Source organism: Chryseobacterium sp. (assembly GCF_019236175.1).
GTDB lineage: Bacteria > Bacteroidota > Bacteroidia > Flavobacteriales > Weeksellaceae > Chryseobacterium.
On the sequence record NZ_JAFAJM010000016.1, the window covers coordinates 1 to 17132 of the forward strand.

General features: G+C 35.2%; 14 protein-coding genes. 11 read left to right on the plus strand and 3 right to left on the minus strand.

Going from position 1 to position 17132, the window contains the following annotated elements:
• Positions 1 to 843: 843 nt before the first annotated feature.
• Positions 844 to 987 carry a hypothetical protein gene (locus JO178_RS14295; RefSeq protein ID WP_291937219.1) on the minus strand — a complete coding sequence of 48 codons (144 nt, stop codon included), beginning with the start codon at positions 985 to 987 and terminating at the stop codon, positions 844 to 846.
• A 117-nt stretch (positions 988 to 1104) separates the two neighbouring features.
• Here JO178_RS14295 and JO178_RS14300 point away from each other — a divergent pair, with 117 nt between their 5' ends.
• Positions 1105 to 2397 carry a hypothetical protein gene (locus JO178_RS14300; RefSeq protein ID WP_291937221.1) on the plus strand — a complete coding sequence of 431 codons (1293 nt, stop codon included), beginning with the start codon at positions 1105 to 1107 and terminating at the stop codon, positions 2395 to 2397.
• A gap of 98 nt (positions 2398 to 2495) precedes the next feature.
• Positions 2496 to 2861 (plus strand): VOC family protein, encoded by a 366-nt coding sequence (locus JO178_RS14305; RefSeq protein ID WP_291937224.1) that lies wholly within the window; start codon positions 2496 to 2498, stop codon positions 2859 to 2861.
• Positions 2862 to 2985: 124 nt separating this feature from the next.
• Here the strand turns inward: JO178_RS14305 and JO178_RS14310 are convergent, their stop codons facing one another.
• Both JO178_RS14310 and JO178_RS14315 read right to left on the minus strand, forming a co-directional pair.
• Positions 2986 to 3930 carry a 3',5'-cyclic-nucleotide phosphodiesterase gene (locus JO178_RS14310; RefSeq protein ID WP_291937227.1) on the minus strand — a complete coding sequence of 315 codons (945 nt, stop codon included), beginning with the start codon at positions 3928 to 3930 and terminating at the stop codon, positions 2986 to 2988.
• A 92-nt stretch (positions 3931 to 4022) separates the two neighbouring features.
• Positions 4023 to 5324, minus strand: coding sequence for a hypothetical protein (locus tag JO178_RS14315; RefSeq protein ID WP_291937229.1), 1302 nt, complete (start codon positions 5322 to 5324; stop codon positions 4023 to 4025).
• Positions 5325 to 5610: 286 nt separating this feature from the next.
• Here JO178_RS14315 and JO178_RS14320 point away from each other — a divergent pair, with 286 nt between their 5' ends.
• The 9 genes from JO178_RS14320 (at position 5611) to JO178_RS14360 (ending at position 17124) form a co-directional block, all read left to right on the plus strand.
• Positions 5611 to 8010 carry an outer membrane beta-barrel family protein gene (locus JO178_RS14320; RefSeq protein WP_291937232.1) on the plus strand — a complete coding sequence of 800 codons (2400 nt, stop codon included), beginning with the start codon at positions 5611 to 5613 and terminating at the stop codon, positions 8008 to 8010.
• 205 nt (positions 8011 to 8215) lie between these two features.
• Positions 8216 to 8428 (plus strand): hypothetical protein, encoded by a 213-nt coding sequence (locus JO178_RS14325; protein WP_291937236.1) that lies wholly within the window; start codon positions 8216 to 8218, stop codon positions 8426 to 8428.
• A gap of 71 nt (positions 8429 to 8499) precedes the next feature.
• Positions 8500 to 9795 (plus strand): radical SAM protein, encoded by a 1296-nt coding sequence (locus JO178_RS14330; RefSeq protein ID WP_291937240.1) that lies wholly within the window; start codon positions 8500 to 8502, stop codon positions 9793 to 9795.
• A 3-nt stretch (positions 9796 to 9798) separates the two neighbouring features.
• Positions 9799 to 10653, plus strand: coding sequence for a hypothetical protein (locus JO178_RS14335; RefSeq protein WP_291937243.1), 855 nt, complete (start codon positions 9799 to 9801; stop codon positions 10651 to 10653).
• The gene (locus tag JO178_RS14340) at positions 10637 to 10849 is read left to right on the plus strand and encodes a hypothetical protein (protein WP_291937247.1); all 213 of its coding nucleotides are present in this window, start codon (positions 10637 to 10639) and stop codon (positions 10847 to 10849) included. Before JO178_RS14335 ends, JO178_RS14340 begins: the two co-directional genes overlap by 17 nt.
• A gap of 11 nt (positions 10850 to 10860) precedes the next feature.
• Positions 10861 to 11055: a hypothetical protein gene (locus JO178_RS14345; protein WP_291937250.1), complete on the plus strand. Its 195-nt coding sequence runs from the start codon at positions 10861 to 10863 to the stop codon at positions 11053 to 11055.
• Positions 11056 to 11065: 10 nt separating this feature from the next.
• Positions 11066 to 13366: a peptidase domain-containing ABC transporter gene (locus tag JO178_RS14350; protein ID WP_291937252.1), complete on the plus strand. Its 2301-nt coding sequence runs from the start codon at positions 11066 to 11068 to the stop codon at positions 13364 to 13366.
• A gap of 2 nt (positions 13367 to 13368) precedes the next feature.
• Positions 13369 to 14094 (plus strand): hypothetical protein, encoded by a 726-nt coding sequence (locus tag JO178_RS14355; RefSeq protein ID WP_291937255.1) that lies wholly within the window; start codon positions 13369 to 13371, stop codon positions 14092 to 14094.
• Positions 14095 to 14112: 18 nt separating this feature from the next.
• Positions 14113 to 17124, plus strand: a complete 3012-nt coding sequence (locus tag JO178_RS14360) for a lantibiotic dehydratase (RefSeq protein ID WP_291937258.1) — start codon at positions 14113 to 14115, stop codon at positions 17122 to 17124.
• The last annotated feature ends 8 nt before the right edge of the window (positions 17125 to 17132 follow it).

Consider the following 17132-nt stretch of genomic DNA (forward strand, 5'->3'; position numbering starts at 1 on the left):
AGGTAGCATACATAATGAATCTTTAAAACTAAAAATAGAAAGATTAGTCTTTCAATACGGGAATATTGTGTAGAATGAAATGGCTATTAATGGTCAAATTTTTTCTATAGCTATTTAGATATAAAATCCTGAAATAAGAAACACTTAGGGCAGGGGAATAATTTATATAAACAATGTAGAAAAAGTTTTATAGGATATGGGATTTTATTCTGTGGTATTAGTTTTCAGTGTGTTTTAAAGAATGCTAGCTTTGAGATAGTGAAATAATTTATTTTCATTATTTGATATTATTGAGATGACCTGCTGTAGAAATACAACAGGTTTTTTTATGAGGTCTATCCATCTTTACTGAGCGTTTTTATGGAGTACTTTTAACAAGAGGATAGAAAAAATTTTACAGAATATTCTATTTTATTCTACAGAAGTTATTGTTTTGGATCAGGAATTTCATTGTAATTTTGTGAGGCAATGAGATAAGTTTTTTAAAAGTAAAAACTTTTGAGCCTGCTGTGATAATACGGCAGGCTTTTTATGTGAGAATAAGAAAAATAAAGGCTGATATTGAAAGAGTCTGAGCTCGAGTACTTTGCGTCCGATAATAATGGTATAAAAAACCTTAGCATCAAAAATGCTAAGGTTGTGTAGGTGTTTCAGTAAACTGATACATTATTAGCTTAGTATCTCACATGGAACTATGCAAATTACCCATGGACATTTTTTAATACCCGGAGGGGGACAGCAGGCTTCGGAACATCCGGATGCTCCGCCCTGAATACTTTTTAATTGATCTCTTGAAATTTTTTTAGAATTTTTCATAACAAAGTAATTTAGTTAATATCCTGTTTAAGGCTGGTTTCCGCCACCACATCCGTCGTACGGCATGCAGGTCCATTTTCCGTTGATCATGCATATCTGACCTCCGGGACAATTGATCCCTCCTTTAATTACTTTTAGCTCCTGTCTTTCGATTTTTTTTAAATTTTTCATAATATTTTGGTTTAGTTCTGTTCGAAATTAATCAAATTTTATTAATTGAATTAAATTATTATAAAATATTTATCTTTAACCCAATATAACCCTATAACAGGAGCAAATACTTGAATTATGAGACAGATCGCTTTGATCGCTGTATTTTTTTTATCTATCCAATTTGTAACGGGACAGAAAGTTTCTCATGACAGTGTCGCTATTTTTTTTGATGAAATTAGAACAGCATCCAAGAAGAATACAGAACTTTGGGACAGAGATCTGTATGGGCCAACGATTCTCATTGATCCGAAAACCAGAGAAATATTGGCCAATGAATCTGACACAGGAGGCTTGTTAAAAGCTGACGGAAGTCTCTATTCCGGAATATTACCCGCTCAGATCAATATTGCCAATACGGCGTTCAGCTGGAATGGGAAAAGATGGACTATGGTAATGCTTCCTCTTCCTCAGAATAAGCAGAACCGTATTCATTTACTGGCTCATGAATCCTTTCACAATATTCAACCCGGTTTAGGATTTAAACTGAACAATACCGAAAACAATCACCTTGATCAGAAGGAGGGAAGAATTTATCTGCGCCTGGAACTGGAAGCTCTGAAGAAAGCGCTTCAGTCTTCTTCTGAAAAGGAAATGAAAGAACATCTGACCCATGCTCTCATCTTCAGAAAATACAGACATCTGTTGTATAATGGGGCAGCAGCTGCGGAAAATTCATTAGAATTAAATGAAGGAATAGCGGAGTTTACAGGCGCGGTAGTAAGCGGCAGAAATATACTACAGTCAAAAACTTTTTTTATAAACGGAATAGATGAGTTTTTCGGAAATCCTACTTTTGTCCGTTCATTTGCTTATTATACGGCTCCGGTTTATCTTTATCTGTCGTATCATAAAGAAAGAAACGGGCATAAAAAAATTAAGTCAGACACTGATTTGACGGATTATTTTATACAGGCATTCAAGATATATATTCCTGCAGATTTAAAAACAACGGCCGGGAAAATATCCGGATATTACAACGGAAACGTCATCATTAAAGAGGAAAAAGAACGGGAAGAAAAAACAAAGAAACTCATTGCCGCATATCAGCTCAAATTCATCGACCGGCCTCATTTTGAAATTCAATTTGAAAAAATGAATGTTTCCTTTGATCCCAGAAATATTATTCCGCTGGGAGATCAGGGAACCGTTTATCCCAATATCAGGGTTACCGATCTGTGGGGAATTCTGACTGTTGAAAACGGAGCGTTAATGAGCCCGAAATGGGATAAGATTTCCATAACAAATCCTACCGGAACAGAAGGTGAAAAAATTGCCGGTGATGGCTGGACACTTGAACTCAAGGATGGCTATAGTTTGGAAAAAGATCAGACCAATGGGAATTATAAATTAAAAAAAAATAAAAACTGATGACAGAATTTAGGTCGTAAATTTCAAAAATACTGTCATAAGATAAGTCCTTGTCTTTATCAATTGTATTACTTTGTATACACATTAAAATATAAAATATGAAGACAATCTTTGAAGCCGGAATTAATATTGCTATAAAAATTCCCAAAAATAAATATGAAAAAACAGTGGCTTTCTACAAAAATATTTTAAAACTGGAAGTAGAAGAAAAGCCTATCCATAACCCGACCGTTTCCAGAACCCATGAAGTGAAATTCGGGAATAATATAATATGGCTGGATTGTGTGGATAATTATACGCATTCCGAAACCTGGCTGCAACTTACTGTTCCTGATGTGGAGGAAGCTACACAATATCTTCAGTCTAACGGAGTAGAGACCTGCGACGAAATTGAAAAGCTTCCGGAAAATATGCACTGGATCACAGATCCTGCAGGTACGGTATTTAATGTACAACAAAAATAACGGGGAGACCGAAGGAAGATATGGTTATGAAAAATGACTAGACTAAAGAATAATACAAAACAATTAAATATTCCTGCCAATAAAAAAGATGAAACAAATTCTTGTCTCATCTTTTTCGTATGTATTATGGTAAACTAATTTTCTTACCCTGTTCAGGGAAAATATAATTTATTTTTAAAGGATTGTTTTCCAGAAGTTCCTTTCTAATGATTTCCGGATTGTCTTTTGTAGGTTTTCTGTGGGTGACTACAATTGTTAGATTTTCCAGGTTTTTTTGTCCTGTTTTTTCTTTGAGTTTGCTCATTTCTTCTGTCAGGAGATTAGGAGTAAGATGGCCAAACAACAGGTGTTCAGGCTGGCTATTTGGGAAAGAGACTTCAATTAATAGGGTATGTAACTGTCCTTTTTTTATAAGCGGGGCAACACTTTCCCAAAGTTTATTAAGTTGTTCTGATTTCTCAATTCTATCGGCTCCCGTGTCTCCTAAATAAAGCAGATAGTGGTCATTATATCTTACCAGTGCAGCACTGCTTTTATAGGGATTTATATGGCTTAATTCATAGCCTTTTATAAAAAGCGGAGTTTGTTTTACAGGAAGTTCTTTTCCTTCCTGAAGTTCATTGTAATGATATTTCCCGAGCATGGGCTTTTGTCCCTGATCTGCAAAATTGATCCAGGTATCTGTAATAAAATAATGGTTTTGCAGAATTTGAAGTACAGGAGCTATTCCGAAGATATCTTTTTTGCTGTCAGCAGGGGAGTTGATAATAAGACCTGCAAGGTGATCCAGATGGCCATGTGATACAAAATATCCTTTTATCTGATCTTTTAGAACTGTTTCTTCAGATCCGGTAAGACTATTCAGCTGAATGGCTTTTCGTATTCCTGTATTAACAGTTCCTGCATCCAGACATAGAAATGCAGGATCTTTAGGGGCCCCAACCAGGTAAGCTGATAAGTTATCTTCTTGTTCTCCGCCATATATTCCTAACGGAACAACATCAAAATGTTGAGCCTGACAGGCAATATGTACAAAAAATGCAAATAAAGAGACTGTAATTTTTTTCATGAATTTTAAGCTAAAACATCCTGTATATAAGGATGGAACAAATTTACATTATTTTTATGGACTGACAGGGAAGCTAAGCAGATGAAAGCTTTTTATTCCCTGTGTTTTTTTTCGTATATCAATAGAAGGCACATCACGATGACAAAAGCAGCATATGCATACTGACTGCGGGAAACACCGACTCCGAAAGGAAACCAGATCCCCTGAATATGAAGTTGGGAAAGTTCTTGGGCAAACAATCCTGTGGAGATTAATAGGACTGCCGGTAGAGAAAGCCAGCCCCTTGCTCCTTCTTTGTAAACTCCACAGATGATAATGAGTATCATCAGTAAAGCAAACAAAAAACGGGTATATCCGGAGATTAAATGAAAAGGAGCATCCGGAATAGAGCGGGCAACCCATTCCAGGCCTACAAGTTGTGAGGCCATATAAACAGAAGTAAGGAGAATGATAAACGGCGGAATCCATGACGGCCGGTACAAGCCATACCAGTCCCGCCATGCCATAAGCCAGGAACCCAGTACCAGAGGCGTTAATATCACAGTGGTTATGATATCAATTCCATGGGTAGTTTCTATCTGCAGCCAATAATAAAAAGCCTGGTTGGCGCGAACCATAGCCAGCAGAATTAAAGCAACAATCAACCATTTGTATGGTTTTACAGGTTTAAACAATATGGAAATCATGATTGCCAGAAAGATAAATAATAAAGGTTCAATAACTTCCAGGATATATCCTTTGATCGTTTGTCCCCACTGATCTCTGTATTTTAATTCGATACTATTTTTTTCTCCCAGCTCAGGAGCGATATGAATTCCTCCGGCATCAGAAATCTGATCTAGTGTAGCAGGACTCATCCATACTCTGAATGCAATGGTGATCTGCTTTTTGTTCCTGATATAAGGAGGAAGCAGAAACATTTTGGGTTGTATACTATAGGCTACCGGTACCGGATCTGAAAAATCCCCGGCGCCACCCAGTAATTTTCCGTTTACAAATACCTGATAAGCATCATCCACAGATGGGGGGCCAGTGAATGCAAGTGTATTCCCTTTTATAGAATCTAATGAAACTTTTATACGATACCATGCATATCCCGAGTATCCCCGATGGCCTCTGGTAGTCCATCCTCCGGTATATCCGGTAAGTCCTACATCACCGTCGTGTGCCCCCGGAGGAGCGGTAAGGTTTATATTTTCCCATGTCGAATCATTAAAATTAGGGGCAGCCCATTCCATACTGTCTCCTGTTTTGAATTTCCATGGGCCATTGAGCGTTATCGTTGGATAATTGCCATTCAAAGCAGCTGCATGAAGGACTGGGAAAAGTAGAAATACCATGAAGAGGAGATGATGTATTCTGATGCAAGTATACTTCCTGATAATATGATTCATAAAATGACAGTTTAAATGATAAAGCAGATCAGTGACATAATTGGATACTATAAAAATATGTAAAATATTGACACCTAGTATTTTTTATAGTTTAGAAAGGATACTAATGGTTAATATTTTACAGATTATTATTGTAATTTAAGGGGCCTGAGAGGGGGATTATCACTATACGGATTTCTATTTAACGTCTTATTTGCCATTTTTATCGACTAAAAATCCTGTTCTGTCGAAAAGAGTTGATAAAAATCATTCATCCTGATATTTTTGAGATATAATTTTGAAGGTAATGAGAAAGTCAGTCTTTATAAGTGCTATTTTTTTTATGGGTTTAGGAGCATTGGGCGCACAGACTACAGTAACAGGTCGTGTGGTAGATGCGGAAGGAAAACCTCTGTCTTTCGCTTCACTTAAATTTTCTAAAATCAATGATACTTCAAAATCCATTACTGAAAAAATTACTGATGAGAATGGGAATTTCCAAATTTTATTTGCAGAAAACGGAACCTATAATGTGGTTACGTCTTATAAAAACCTGGCCCCTTTTTCACAACAATATGATTTTGCTACTTCTGAAGTAGCGGTTACTATTACTCTTCCAAAAGAGAAAGTGACAGATATCAAGGAAGTTGTTCTGAATAAAAAAGCGAAATCAAGTATTGTAAGAAAGATAGACAGAATCGTAATGAATGTTTCTGAAAATCCGATAGCTGCAGGAAAATCTTCTTTAGAATTATTTAAACTCGCTCCGGGTGTATTTGTAAATAACGGAAAAATTTCTATTAATGGAGTCTGGGGCACGAGGGTTATGGTAGATGGTAAAATGCTCAATCTTGCCGGAGCAGATTTAAAAAGTTATTTGCAGAATCTGAGATCAAATGAAATTCAGTCTATTGAAGTAATAGCGCACCCGCCGGCAGAATTTGATGCGGAAGGTTCCGGAGGTATCATTAATATCATTCTTAAGAAAAATACGAAAGAAGGCATTAACGGATATATAGGGAATGACTACTCAATCGGAATGGGTAAGTACCCGACTTATAATCCATATGCAGCTATTAATTATAAAAAAGGTAAGCTGGGATTAAGTGCAAGTTATTCTTATAACAACAGTAAAAGTTATGAAGAATTACAGCAAAAAAGAAATTTTCCCAATGGCGGTAATTATGACCAGTCGACCACAGATGTTCAGAAGAATAAAAGCAACAGAGTCAAAATAGGTTCAACTTATGATATTTCTGAAAAACAATCTATAGGCCTTCAGTATACAGGACAGTTTAGTAATTTTTCCAGTAGTTCCGTATCAGATTCATATATTACTTATCCTGATGCTACTAAGAATTTGAGATCTGTAGGAAGTTTTCCTACCGAATCTAAAACTACTTTTCATAATGCAGGGCTGAATTACAATATTAAGACGGATAGTTTAGGTTCAAAATTCAGTTTAGTTGCAGACTATACTTATAACAAAAGAAACGGAAGCAGTTTAAGTGACAGTAGAGATCTTAATGCTCAAAATATAATTGTAAGAGATACTTTATTCAGGTTTTCATATCCCAGCACGGCAAAGATTTTTACTGCTGATGCAAAATACAGCTGGAATTTTAAATCTAAAGCCAACCTGAGTTTCGGTGCGAAAGTTACAAGTACGGATATTGATAATGAAAACCGTTATGATGTATTTCAAAACACGTGGTACAGCATTCCTGACCATGATTTTAACTTTAGCTACAGGGAAAGAATATATGCCGCTTTTGCAAGTTTTACCGGAGCATGGAAAAAAATAGAATATAAACTGGGCCTTCGGGGTGAACAATCGGATGTAAAAGGTATCCTTTCGGGAAGTCAGGCAGCAGAAGTTTCTCAAAATTATTTCAGCTGGTTTCCATCGGTATTTCTAAAAAGGAATCTGGATGAAGAAGGGAATAATTATTTGGCTCTTTCCTATAACAGAAGGATTAAAAGACCATCTTATTTTGATCTTAATCCCTATAAATACTATATAGATAACTATTCTGTGACTACAGGGAATCCTTATTTGAAACCACAGTTTACGAATTCTTATGAAATCAGTGGCATGTGGGGCGGGAAATATTACACTGCTATAAGCTATAATTATACGACGGATATTATTGCCCAGATTATAGAAAATTATCCGGGGCAGGAGCTGGTTACAATTATCAAAGCCAATGCCGGTACAAATAAAGTACTGACTGCAACGTTAAGTGCTCCGGTTACTATTGCCAAATGGTGGACAACCAATAATAATTTACTATTAACCTATACGGTTTCAAAGTCACCGTATTTTTTAATAGAGAAGCCGTCATTTATTTTACAGACAGAGCATGAAATATCATTAGGTAAAGGATATACTTTCACTTTAAACGGATTTTATACTCCGCAAATGGTAACCGGAAATGTGGTGACTAAAGGAATTGCCAGTGTAGATGTCGGGGTACAGAAGAAATTTTTCAAGAACAAGCTTACCGCAAGGGCTTCTGTAAGTGACATTTTTTATACCAATAATTACAAAGCGACCAGTTATTTTAATGATACAAGAATCTGGATCAATCATAAAGAACAGTCAAGGGTGTTTTCTATTTCTCTGATTTACAGTTTTAAAACAGGAGAGAACTTTAAAGCTAAAAAGATAGAATCCAGTAATACGGATGAAAAAGGAAGATTATAAGATCCTGCTGTAAGGTGAGAGATTGAAAAAAGAGACAAAACCATAAAATACAATTAACCTGAAACAGGCCTGGATCCTAAATAAATACAAGATAAATAAGTAAATGCCAATAAAGGCAGACTTTAAAAATATTGTTGCAGCAAATACGGGGAAGCTGAAAACCGGTAGAACAGAGTAGGCAAAAATAACCATAAATACAATTAAAATGTCAAAAAAAGATTTAAACAACGCAAATGAGAAGGCTTTAGAGCAATTATCAAAATCATTACAATTCGAATCTGTAAATGAAAACGAAGCTGGTCAATTAGCTGGTGGTTTTTCAGAAGCTGTTTCAGAAGAGCAATTGGAAGATATCAACATCAACATCTTCAAGTGTAAATGTGCTACTAAGCCTGAAACAGGTTTAAACCCAGCATAATTAAAAAACAAATCAAGTTAGCCTGGATTTCGGTTTAGGCTAACTTTTTCCTAAAAAAAAACTAACTAATTATGAAAACAAGTCAATTCAATCATATTATTTTTCATAATAATACCAACTATATCTATAATTCTTTCAGCAATAAATTCATTGCTATAGATACAACCATCTCCGACCTTTTTAAAGCCTTAAGAACTGAAGAAGATATCAATGATCTTTCAGGCTACCATCCTTCTTTTTATAACTCTTTATATAAAAATGGGTTTATTGTAGAGAAAGAGGTGAATGAGGTAGATAAAGTACGTTCTTTGAGTAAGAAGATTGATACTGACGAGACTCATTATTCTTTGATTGTAAACCCGACAATGAATTGTAATTTCAAGTGTTGGTACTGCTATGAATCCCACGTAAAAGGATCAAAGATGAATAGTCAGACGGTAACAAAAACCTGCCTTTTGATTAATAATATCATCACTACTAAAAAAGAGTTAAAAACATTTCACATTTCCTGGTTTGGCGGAGAGCCTTTAATGTATTATAAAGAAGTAATTGCTCCTATCATGGCATTTGCTGACAAAATCTGCAAAGAACACGGAGTAGAATTTGATACTCAGTTTACAACCAACGGATTTTTGTTTACAGATGAGATGATAGAAGAATTAAAAGCTTATAATGTCAATGGGTTTCAAATCACATTAGACGGAAATAAGGCATCTCATGATACCGTAAGATATGTAAACGCTAAACGTGGTTCTTATGATGTCATTATGCAGAATGTGAAAAAACTTTGTGAAAATGATTTTAGCGTAGGAATCAGAGTCAATTATACAAATGATAATCTGGAAGATTTTGAAGAAGTTTACAAAGATCTTCAAAAAATTGACGAAGAAAAAAGAGATTATGCAGGAATTGCTTTCCATAAGGTTTGGCAGGTAGTAGAAGAGACGCAAACCTCTGACAGAGTCAATGAATTAATTAGAAAAGTAAAAGATTTAGGATTTGCTGCTCATGAGGGAGCTGTTCCGGATAACGTGAAACACTCATGTTATGCAGATAAAATTAATAATGCAACCATCAACTATAACGGGGATGTATTCAAATGTACGGCAAGAGATTTCTCCGGTGGTTCAAGAGAAGGTATCTTAAAGGATAACGGTGAAATAGACTGGAATGAAAAGTTTGAAGACAGAATGAACATCAAGTTCAATAATAAGCCTTGTCTTTCCTGTTCAATACTACCATTATGTAACGGAGGCTGCTCGCAACATGCACTTGAAAACAAAGGTAAAGACTATTGTGTCTATGATTTTGATGAAAATCAGAAAAAAGAAATTGTCAGAAAAAAACTTATCCGTATAGCAGGTTAAACAATGCAGAAAAATATCTCCTCTATAATAAACGATGATCTCTTCACAAAAATTTATAACAGAGAATTTATTAATAAGAGATCTTTAGATGACAGTATACTGTATAATCACCTGGAAAATACGTTCCTTGAGGCATTTGATCTCATTAAAGAGAATAAATTAGAAGAAAGTAAAACTTTATTTAATAACGGAGAAAAATTATTCCCCAAAAAAGATAATGAAGATGTTTTCGGCCTTATTCTAAACGATACGCTTTACCCGAAGAAAGCTTATTTATATTACAGAGAAGGAAAGATAAGATTGGCCGGATATCTTACATTAAGATCAATCATTACCAATCAGAAAATTAAAGAAAAGAGCGGTGTCGATCTGCCGGTTTTTGTTCAGATACAGCAATATCAGAATATTTCAGTTATTTGTTTCAAAACGAAATATTTTTCTGAAGGAATTATTCTGAACTGCAGATTGTTATTGTTTCTTTTTACGAAAAAAGACGTAGGTGTAAAATATCTTTCTCATTTTGCATTTACAGATAAAACAGAAGAGTCGGGTCTAAAATGCAGTATGGCCTATCAGATTGTTTTTGCAACTATCCAGAATCTTTACAGAATCAAAAACAAAAGGTATCTGTATTCTTTTATAGAATTTGTATCGAATATTTTATCTGAATTTGCACCTGAATTTGAAAATGAAATGGTATTGAAAGAATTTCTTGAAACTATTTCACAGTATGATTCGGAAAAATATTCTGAAAATGCAGCAGACTTTATTGAAAAAAATAAAGATGTACTATTCCCCGGAACCACTTCAATACTTACTGTAATAAACAAAATATACGAAAATGAAAAAGTTATTTGACAAACTAAGGATCACAAAACTTAAAGTGAAAAATATAGAAGACTGTAAGCAAAAATTAGACATACAGGAACAGACGGAAGCAGATAAATTTTTCGGAGGATTCAGAGAATATCAACCCCCGATTTACACCCAGGATCACATTGAACATACAGAACTTAAGATAAAAAATCTATTTGCGGACAGCCATTCACAATAAACCTATAAGCCATGAAAAAAACAGATAAAAAAAATAAGGATCAGAGCAATAAAGAAAATCCGATTGTCAATCGTGAAAAAATAAAATTCTTAGGAATTACAAAAGAATTACCTACTGATATTGAAAGTGTGGATCCGGAAAGTATTACCGGAGGGAAGCAGACAGACCCTACCGTTCGCACGCAATGGCCTACTATTAACCCATAATATTGTATCAATGTCATTTCTTAGTAAAAAATTTAAGTTTTATAAACAGTTGGACTACATGGATTGTGGTCCAACATGTCTGCGAATGATATCTTCCTATTATGGAGAAGAATATTCACTGGACTATTTGAGGGCCAATTCATATATTACTAAGAATGGTGTAAGTCTTCTTGGACTGAGTGAGGCGGCTGAAAAAATAGGATTTAAAACCCTTACTGCCAAATTGAATTTTGAGCAACTTACCAATGATGTACCGCTTCCTTGTGTGTTGCACTGGAATCAGGAACATTTCATTGTGCTTTATGATATTAAAAAGAAGAATCTTTTCCGTAAAAAAGATCAGATTATCATTGCAGATCCGGGCCATACCATGGTGAGGGTTGAAAAAGACGTATTTGAAAAATGCTGGATATCTACCGCCAATCAAAAGGGAATTGCTCTCTTATTAGAACCTACACCCGATTTCTATCGTAATGAAGAAGGAATAGAAAAAAATAAGAATGGCTTCGGATTCCTTATGGGATATCTCAGACCCTATAAAAGCTACTTCATGCAACTTGTTTTGGGGATGATTCTGGCCAGTTTGATCAGTATGTGTTTTCCGTTTCTTACGCAGAGTTTGGTAGACTTTGGGATTAACAGAAAAAACATCAGCTTCATTCACCTTATCTTATTCTCACAGCTGCTGCTGTTTTTAGGAAGTATTGCGATTGATATGTTGCGAAACTGGATTCTCCTCCATATCAGTACCCGAATAAGCATCAGCATTATATCCAACTTTTTAATCAAGCTGATGAAACTCCCGGTTAACTTTTTTGAATCCAAAAATGTAGGCGATATCACACAAAGAATTAATGATCATCACAGAATTGAAACCTTTTTAACAGGGTCTACCTTAAATACTCTTTTTTCGATCATCAATTTATTTGTTTTTTCGTTTATTCTGGGAATCTATAACATCAAACTTTTAGGCGTTTTCGCAATAGGAAGTCTTTTGTCAATAGGATGGATCCTGCTTTTCCTGAAGAGAAGAAAAAATATTGATTATAACAGATTTCAACGGTCAAGAGAAAATCAGAACAGCTTGTATGAAATTATCACAGGAATGCAGGAGATAAAACTCTATAATAGCCAGAAAAGCAGACGATGGGAGTGGGAAAGAATTCAGGCAAAATTATTCCGGGTCAACATAAAAAGTCTTTCTCTTGAGCAATATCAGGAAATGGGAGCTACATTTTTTACCCAATTGAAAAATATTCTGATCAGTTACATTGCAGCCAGCCTTGTGGTTAATCAGCAGATTTCTCTGGGGGTAATGCTCAGTATATCTTATATTGTAGGACAGATGAACAGTCCGCTTACCCAGATTATTTCATTTATCAAAAGTATTCAGGATGCTCAGATAAGTTTGGACAGACTCAACGAAATTCATAACAGAAAAGAAGAGGAGAGTGAAGAAGATCTTATCGGGTATAATGACAGCAAATATCCTATTCGTCCTGAAAATGATTCAGACTCTTTATACTTGAGTCATGAATTGTTTACCAAAAGATTAAAAGAAAACAGAGGCTCCGGTATTGAAATTTCTAATCTTTCATTCCGCTACGGATCCCCTAAAAGCCCATTGGTACTGAAAGATGTCAATCTGTTTATTCCTAAAGGTAAAATTACAGCCATTGTAGGAGCAAGCGGAAGCGGGAAAACAACATTACTGAAATTACTTCTTAAATTTTATCCACCCAGTGAAGGTAATATCAGTGTAGACGGAATTTCTCTTCAGGATATTTCAGCACAGCTTTGGCGTAATAATGTGGGAACGGTAATGCAGGAAGGGTATATTTTTTCAGATTCTATTGCCAGAAATATTGCCATGAACGGCGAAAGAATTGATGAAGAAAAACTTTTTGACTCTGTACGAATTGCCAATCTGCATCCCTATATTTCAAAACTTCCGCTAGGATTTACAACACGTATAGGAAATAGCGGCTCAGGGCTGAGTGGTGGTCAGAAACAAAGACTATTCATTGCCAGAGCTGTCTATAAAGATCCGAAGTATCTGTTTTTTGATGAAGCTACCAGTGCTTTGGATGCTAATAATGAGAAAATTATTATGGAAAACCTGAATCGGTTTTATGAAGGGAGAACTGTTGTGGTGATTGCGCACAGGCTGAGTACTGTAAAACATGCAGATCAGATCATCGTGATGAAAGACGGAGAAATTGTAGAACAGGGCAACCATAACGAACTTGCCAGAAACAAAGGATATTATTTTGAACTCGTTAAGAACCAATTAGAATTAGGTGCAGCGTAATTATGCCAGAATTAAATCAAATTTTAGAAGAGCGTAGTGCCGAGATGGAAGAAATCGTTGGCATTATACCAAGTTGGATAACCCGTTGGGGATTGACATGCCTTTTTATTATTGCTATGATAGGATTGTTTGTATCTTTTTTCATCAGCTATCCTGAAACGCTACAAACGACAGTGCTTGTTCAGTCTGAAAATCAGCCGGGAAAAGTTACCGTAAAGAGAGATGATGCCAATCAGATCTTTAATTTTTTAGTAAAGAATGGAGATGAGGTGAAACCGGGAGATACTCTTCTTATTCATGTAGATAAGATTACAGGACAGAAATATACGACAACAACGCCAATGAAAGGCAAAATTTATTTGTCTAACGGGACAGATGAAAAAAATACATTAGACAAAATTATTTGGGTGGTACCGGAGTCTACCGGCTCCGAAGTTAAAATTAAATATCCGACCAAAGGCTCCGGGAATGTAAAAACCGGGCAAACCGTAAAATTCAGCCTTCATGGTTTTCCCAGCCACGAATACGGATTTATTGAAGGACAGATATCCACCATTCTTCCTGTAGAAATAGACGGAATGCATCAGGCTTATGTCAAGCTTCCGGGTAAAAAAATAATGACTTCCGAACAAAAAGAAATTCCTATAATGCCGGTAATGCAAGGCGAAGGCGAAATTTTATTAAGTGATAAAAGTATTTTTTATCGCATCTTTGGAAGCGTTTTCTAAATTGAGCTAAATTATTTTATGTTTTCAGAAAAATCATTTAAAAATTTTCAAAGATATATCATAAGAAAACCTTCTTTTTCTTATGATATTCTTTTTATAGATAGTCATAAAACAAAACCTTTACAGGATGTTGTCCGCGATTTACTGGAGGATGATTTTTTTATGGCGTCAATCTACTGGAGTTCACCGGAACTGTATAAAACTGTTCAATCGTATAAAAAAGGAGAGCTTAAAGAATCAAAAAAAGAAAAACTGCTGGCTTCTCTGACCAAATATGCTTTAAGGGCGAGCACCCGTGCTACGCCTTATGGTACATTTGCAGGACTTGGCTCAATTGACCTGTCAGAAGATCATCATACAGATCAGAATAAAAGGGTGGCCAGAATTGATCTTTTGTTTTTGGATGAGCTGAAAAAGACCATTGAAAATGATTTCAGAATAAAACCTTACTTAATGTATGCTGTGAATGATTCAGTCTATGAGATTGCAGACAGTTACAGGTTTACAGAGCCTTTTTTTTCAGATAAAGAGGCCGCTCAGTATCAGCTGAGCTCATTGGAAAAAACGGAATTTATAGATATTATCTACCATCAGCTGAAAGAAAAAGGAAAGGCCACATTGCAGGAGATCAGATCCATACTTCCCGATAGCTTTACAGATGAAGATGTAAGGAATTTTATTTTTGACCTGATTGATTCCGGATTTATCACCAGTGAAGTTTTTGGAATTAAAGATCTTCAGAGTTTATATAAAGTCGTCAGCAGAATAGAAAATGCTTATTATCCGGATGATAAAAGCTATTCCGTTTTACTGGAAAAAATATCGGAATGTATTGATATGATCAGCAATACTGAACAGGATTATCTTCCCCTACAGAAAATTAGTGAACTTGAAGAACATATTCTCAAAAAAGATATAACATGCAAATGTATTTTTCATATTGACTTTCTGAAAACAGCAAAGGATGATCTGATCTATAAATCTCTTTACGGGCAATATTCGGGAGACTTATTGTCAGCTATTGTACTATTGACTAAACTGTCTGTAAATGAATCAAAGATTGACAGGCAGCTGAAAAATTTTATTAATGTTTTCAGAACCAAATATGAGAATCAGGAACTTCCCTTATTGAGTGTTCTGGACAATGAGTTCGGAATTGGATTTCCGGCTGAAAAATCATTGGGAAATATTGCACATGATGATTATTTTGTGGAAGCTAAAAAAAGCCACAGCAATGAATCTTTAGCAGGGAATAAGAACTCCAGATTGAATTGGCTGTATGATAAAATAGATCAGGCAGGGGATACTTATGCCCTTGAAATCAATGACACCGATATTCCTTCTCATTTTACTCCTAATACAACAATTTCCGAAAACTTTGCCGTAATGGGCAGCTTTCATAAAGAACATTTCTTCATTCAAAATATAGGTGGGGCTCATGCTTCTCTTTTAGGACGGTTTGCGTATATGGATGAAAAAATAGACACCTTATGTAAAGACATCCGGGAGACGGAAAAAAAAGATAATCCTGATCTTATTTTTGCAGACGTCTGCCATATACCTAATGGTAAAATTGGGAATGTGGTGAGAAATACTTCTTTTTCAGATTATGAAATTCCTATTCTTACGGAAGGGCCTGTGACGGGCAGAACACAAATCCCTTTACATGATCTGATGATTTCTATTGTTGACAATGAAGTGATTTTAAAATCAGAAAAACTAAATAAAAGAATCATTCCGAGGCTTTCTAATGCTTATAATTTCGATAACAGTACTATCCCTGTGTTCCGGTTTTTATGCTCATTACAATACCAGAAAATATCAGGATTAGGTTTTAGTATAGATTATCAGTCTTCCTATAAGCGTTTTTTCCCGAGAATCGTTTATAAAAACATAATCTTACACAGGGCCAGCTGGGTGCTGAGAGATTCTGATATTTCAGGAATTCTAAAATCAGAACAACCGTTACAGACCCTGAAAGAATTCCTGAAAAATATAAAAACGGAACAGTTTGTTATGCTGATGGATGGAGATAATGAGCTTTTTATTGATATCCGTAATGATTCCTACCTCAGATTGTTGCTGGAAGAAATTAAAAGAAAATCTAATATTGTACTTACTGAATGGTTAAAACCTGCTGATTGTCTGGATTCTGCCGATCAGGTAATTATTCCGTACAGAAATCTAAATTACCGACGGTATAATTCAAATATCGAAAAAAGAGAAACGGTAAATATTACAAGAGATTTTGTTCCGGGATCAGAATGGTTCTATGTTAAAATATATTGCAGTTCTCCTTTTTCAGATACTCTGTTAAAGGATATTCTGAGCCCTTTGCTGATGGACTGGAAGGCAAAAAACATGATCAGCTCATTTTTCTTTATAAGATATACTGATCCGCATTATCATATCAGATTACGGCTTCATCTGAATGAGGCATCTCATTTTGCTGAGATTTTAAGAGCATTTTATGAGGCGGTAAACCCTTATATTGAAAATCAGGCAGTATGGAATATTCAATTGGATACCTACAAACGGGAAATTGAACGATATGGTGTTCAGAGTATGGAAAATACTGAAATGCTTTTTTATTATGACAGTATTTTTTTCGTTCAATGTCTTATGGCGGAATATTTTGATACAGATGAAAATACCAGAATATTTTCAGCCATTAAAAGTACGGATAGTTATTTGTCGGTATTCTATACAGGTCTTGAAGATAAGTTTTTCTTCTGTAAAGAAATGGAGCTGGCTTTTGAACTGGAATTTGGAGGAGAAATGAAAAAATTATTATACTCAAAATTTCGTGACTGTTCAAAACCCCTTTATGATTATATGAGAAGTGATGATTTAACAGAACAGTTTCAGTCCAGAGCGGATAAAATAAAAAGTCTTAGCCTCGACAAAGAAAATTTACCTAGTTTTGTTCATATGAGCATAAACAGGTGGTTTGATTCCAGCCAGAGAATGTTTGAATATATGATCTATATCTTTTTAAAAAACTATTACAACAGATTGTTAAATAACTAAACTGAATT

Coding starts and splice junctions, on each gene's coding strand:
- JO178_RS14355 (WP_291937255.1), top strand. CDS start 13,369: ATGCCAGAATTAAATCAAATTTTAGAAGAGCGTAGTGCCGAGATGGAA.
- JO178_RS14350 (WP_291937252.1), top strand. CDS start 11,066: ATGTCATTTCTTAGTAAAAAATTTAAGTTTTATAAACAGTTGGACTAC.
- JO178_RS14295 (WP_291937219.1), bottom strand. CDS start 987: ATGAAAAATTTAAAAAAAATCGAAAGACAGGAGCTAAAAGTAATTAAA.
- JO178_RS14360 (WP_291937258.1), top strand. CDS start 14,113: ATGTTTTCAGAAAAATCATTTAAAAATTTTCAAAGATATATCATAAGA.
- JO178_RS14330 (WP_291937240.1), top strand. CDS start 8,500: ATGAAAACAAGTCAATTCAATCATATTATTTTTCATAATAATACCAAC.
- JO178_RS14340 (WP_291937247.1), top strand. CDS start 10,637: ATGAAAAAGTTATTTGACAAACTAAGGATCACAAAACTTAAAGTGAAA.
- JO178_RS14305 (WP_291937224.1), top strand. CDS start 2,496: ATGAAGACAATCTTTGAAGCCGGAATTAATATTGCTATAAAAATTCCC.
- JO178_RS14315 (WP_291937229.1), bottom strand. CDS start 5,324: ATGAATCATATTATCAGGAAGTATACTTGCATCAGAATACATCATCTC.
- JO178_RS14300 (WP_291937221.1), top strand. CDS start 1,105: ATGAGACAGATCGCTTTGATCGCTGTATTTTTTTTATCTATCCAATTT.
- JO178_RS14345 (WP_291937250.1), top strand. CDS start 10,861: ATGAAAAAAACAGATAAAAAAAATAAGGATCAGAGCAATAAAGAAAAT.
- JO178_RS14320 (WP_291937232.1), top strand. CDS start 5,611: ATGAGAAAGTCAGTCTTTATAAGTGCTATTTTTTTTATGGGTTTAGGA.
- JO178_RS14335 (WP_291937243.1), top strand. CDS start 9,799: ATGCAGAAAAATATCTCCTCTATAATAAACGATGATCTCTTCACAAAA.
- JO178_RS14310 (WP_291937227.1), bottom strand. CDS start 3,930: ATGAAAAAAATTACAGTCTCTTTATTTGCATTTTTTGTACATATTGCC.
- JO178_RS14325 (WP_291937236.1), top strand. CDS start 8,216: ATGTCAAAAAAAGATTTAAACAACGCAAATGAGAAGGCTTTAGAGCAA.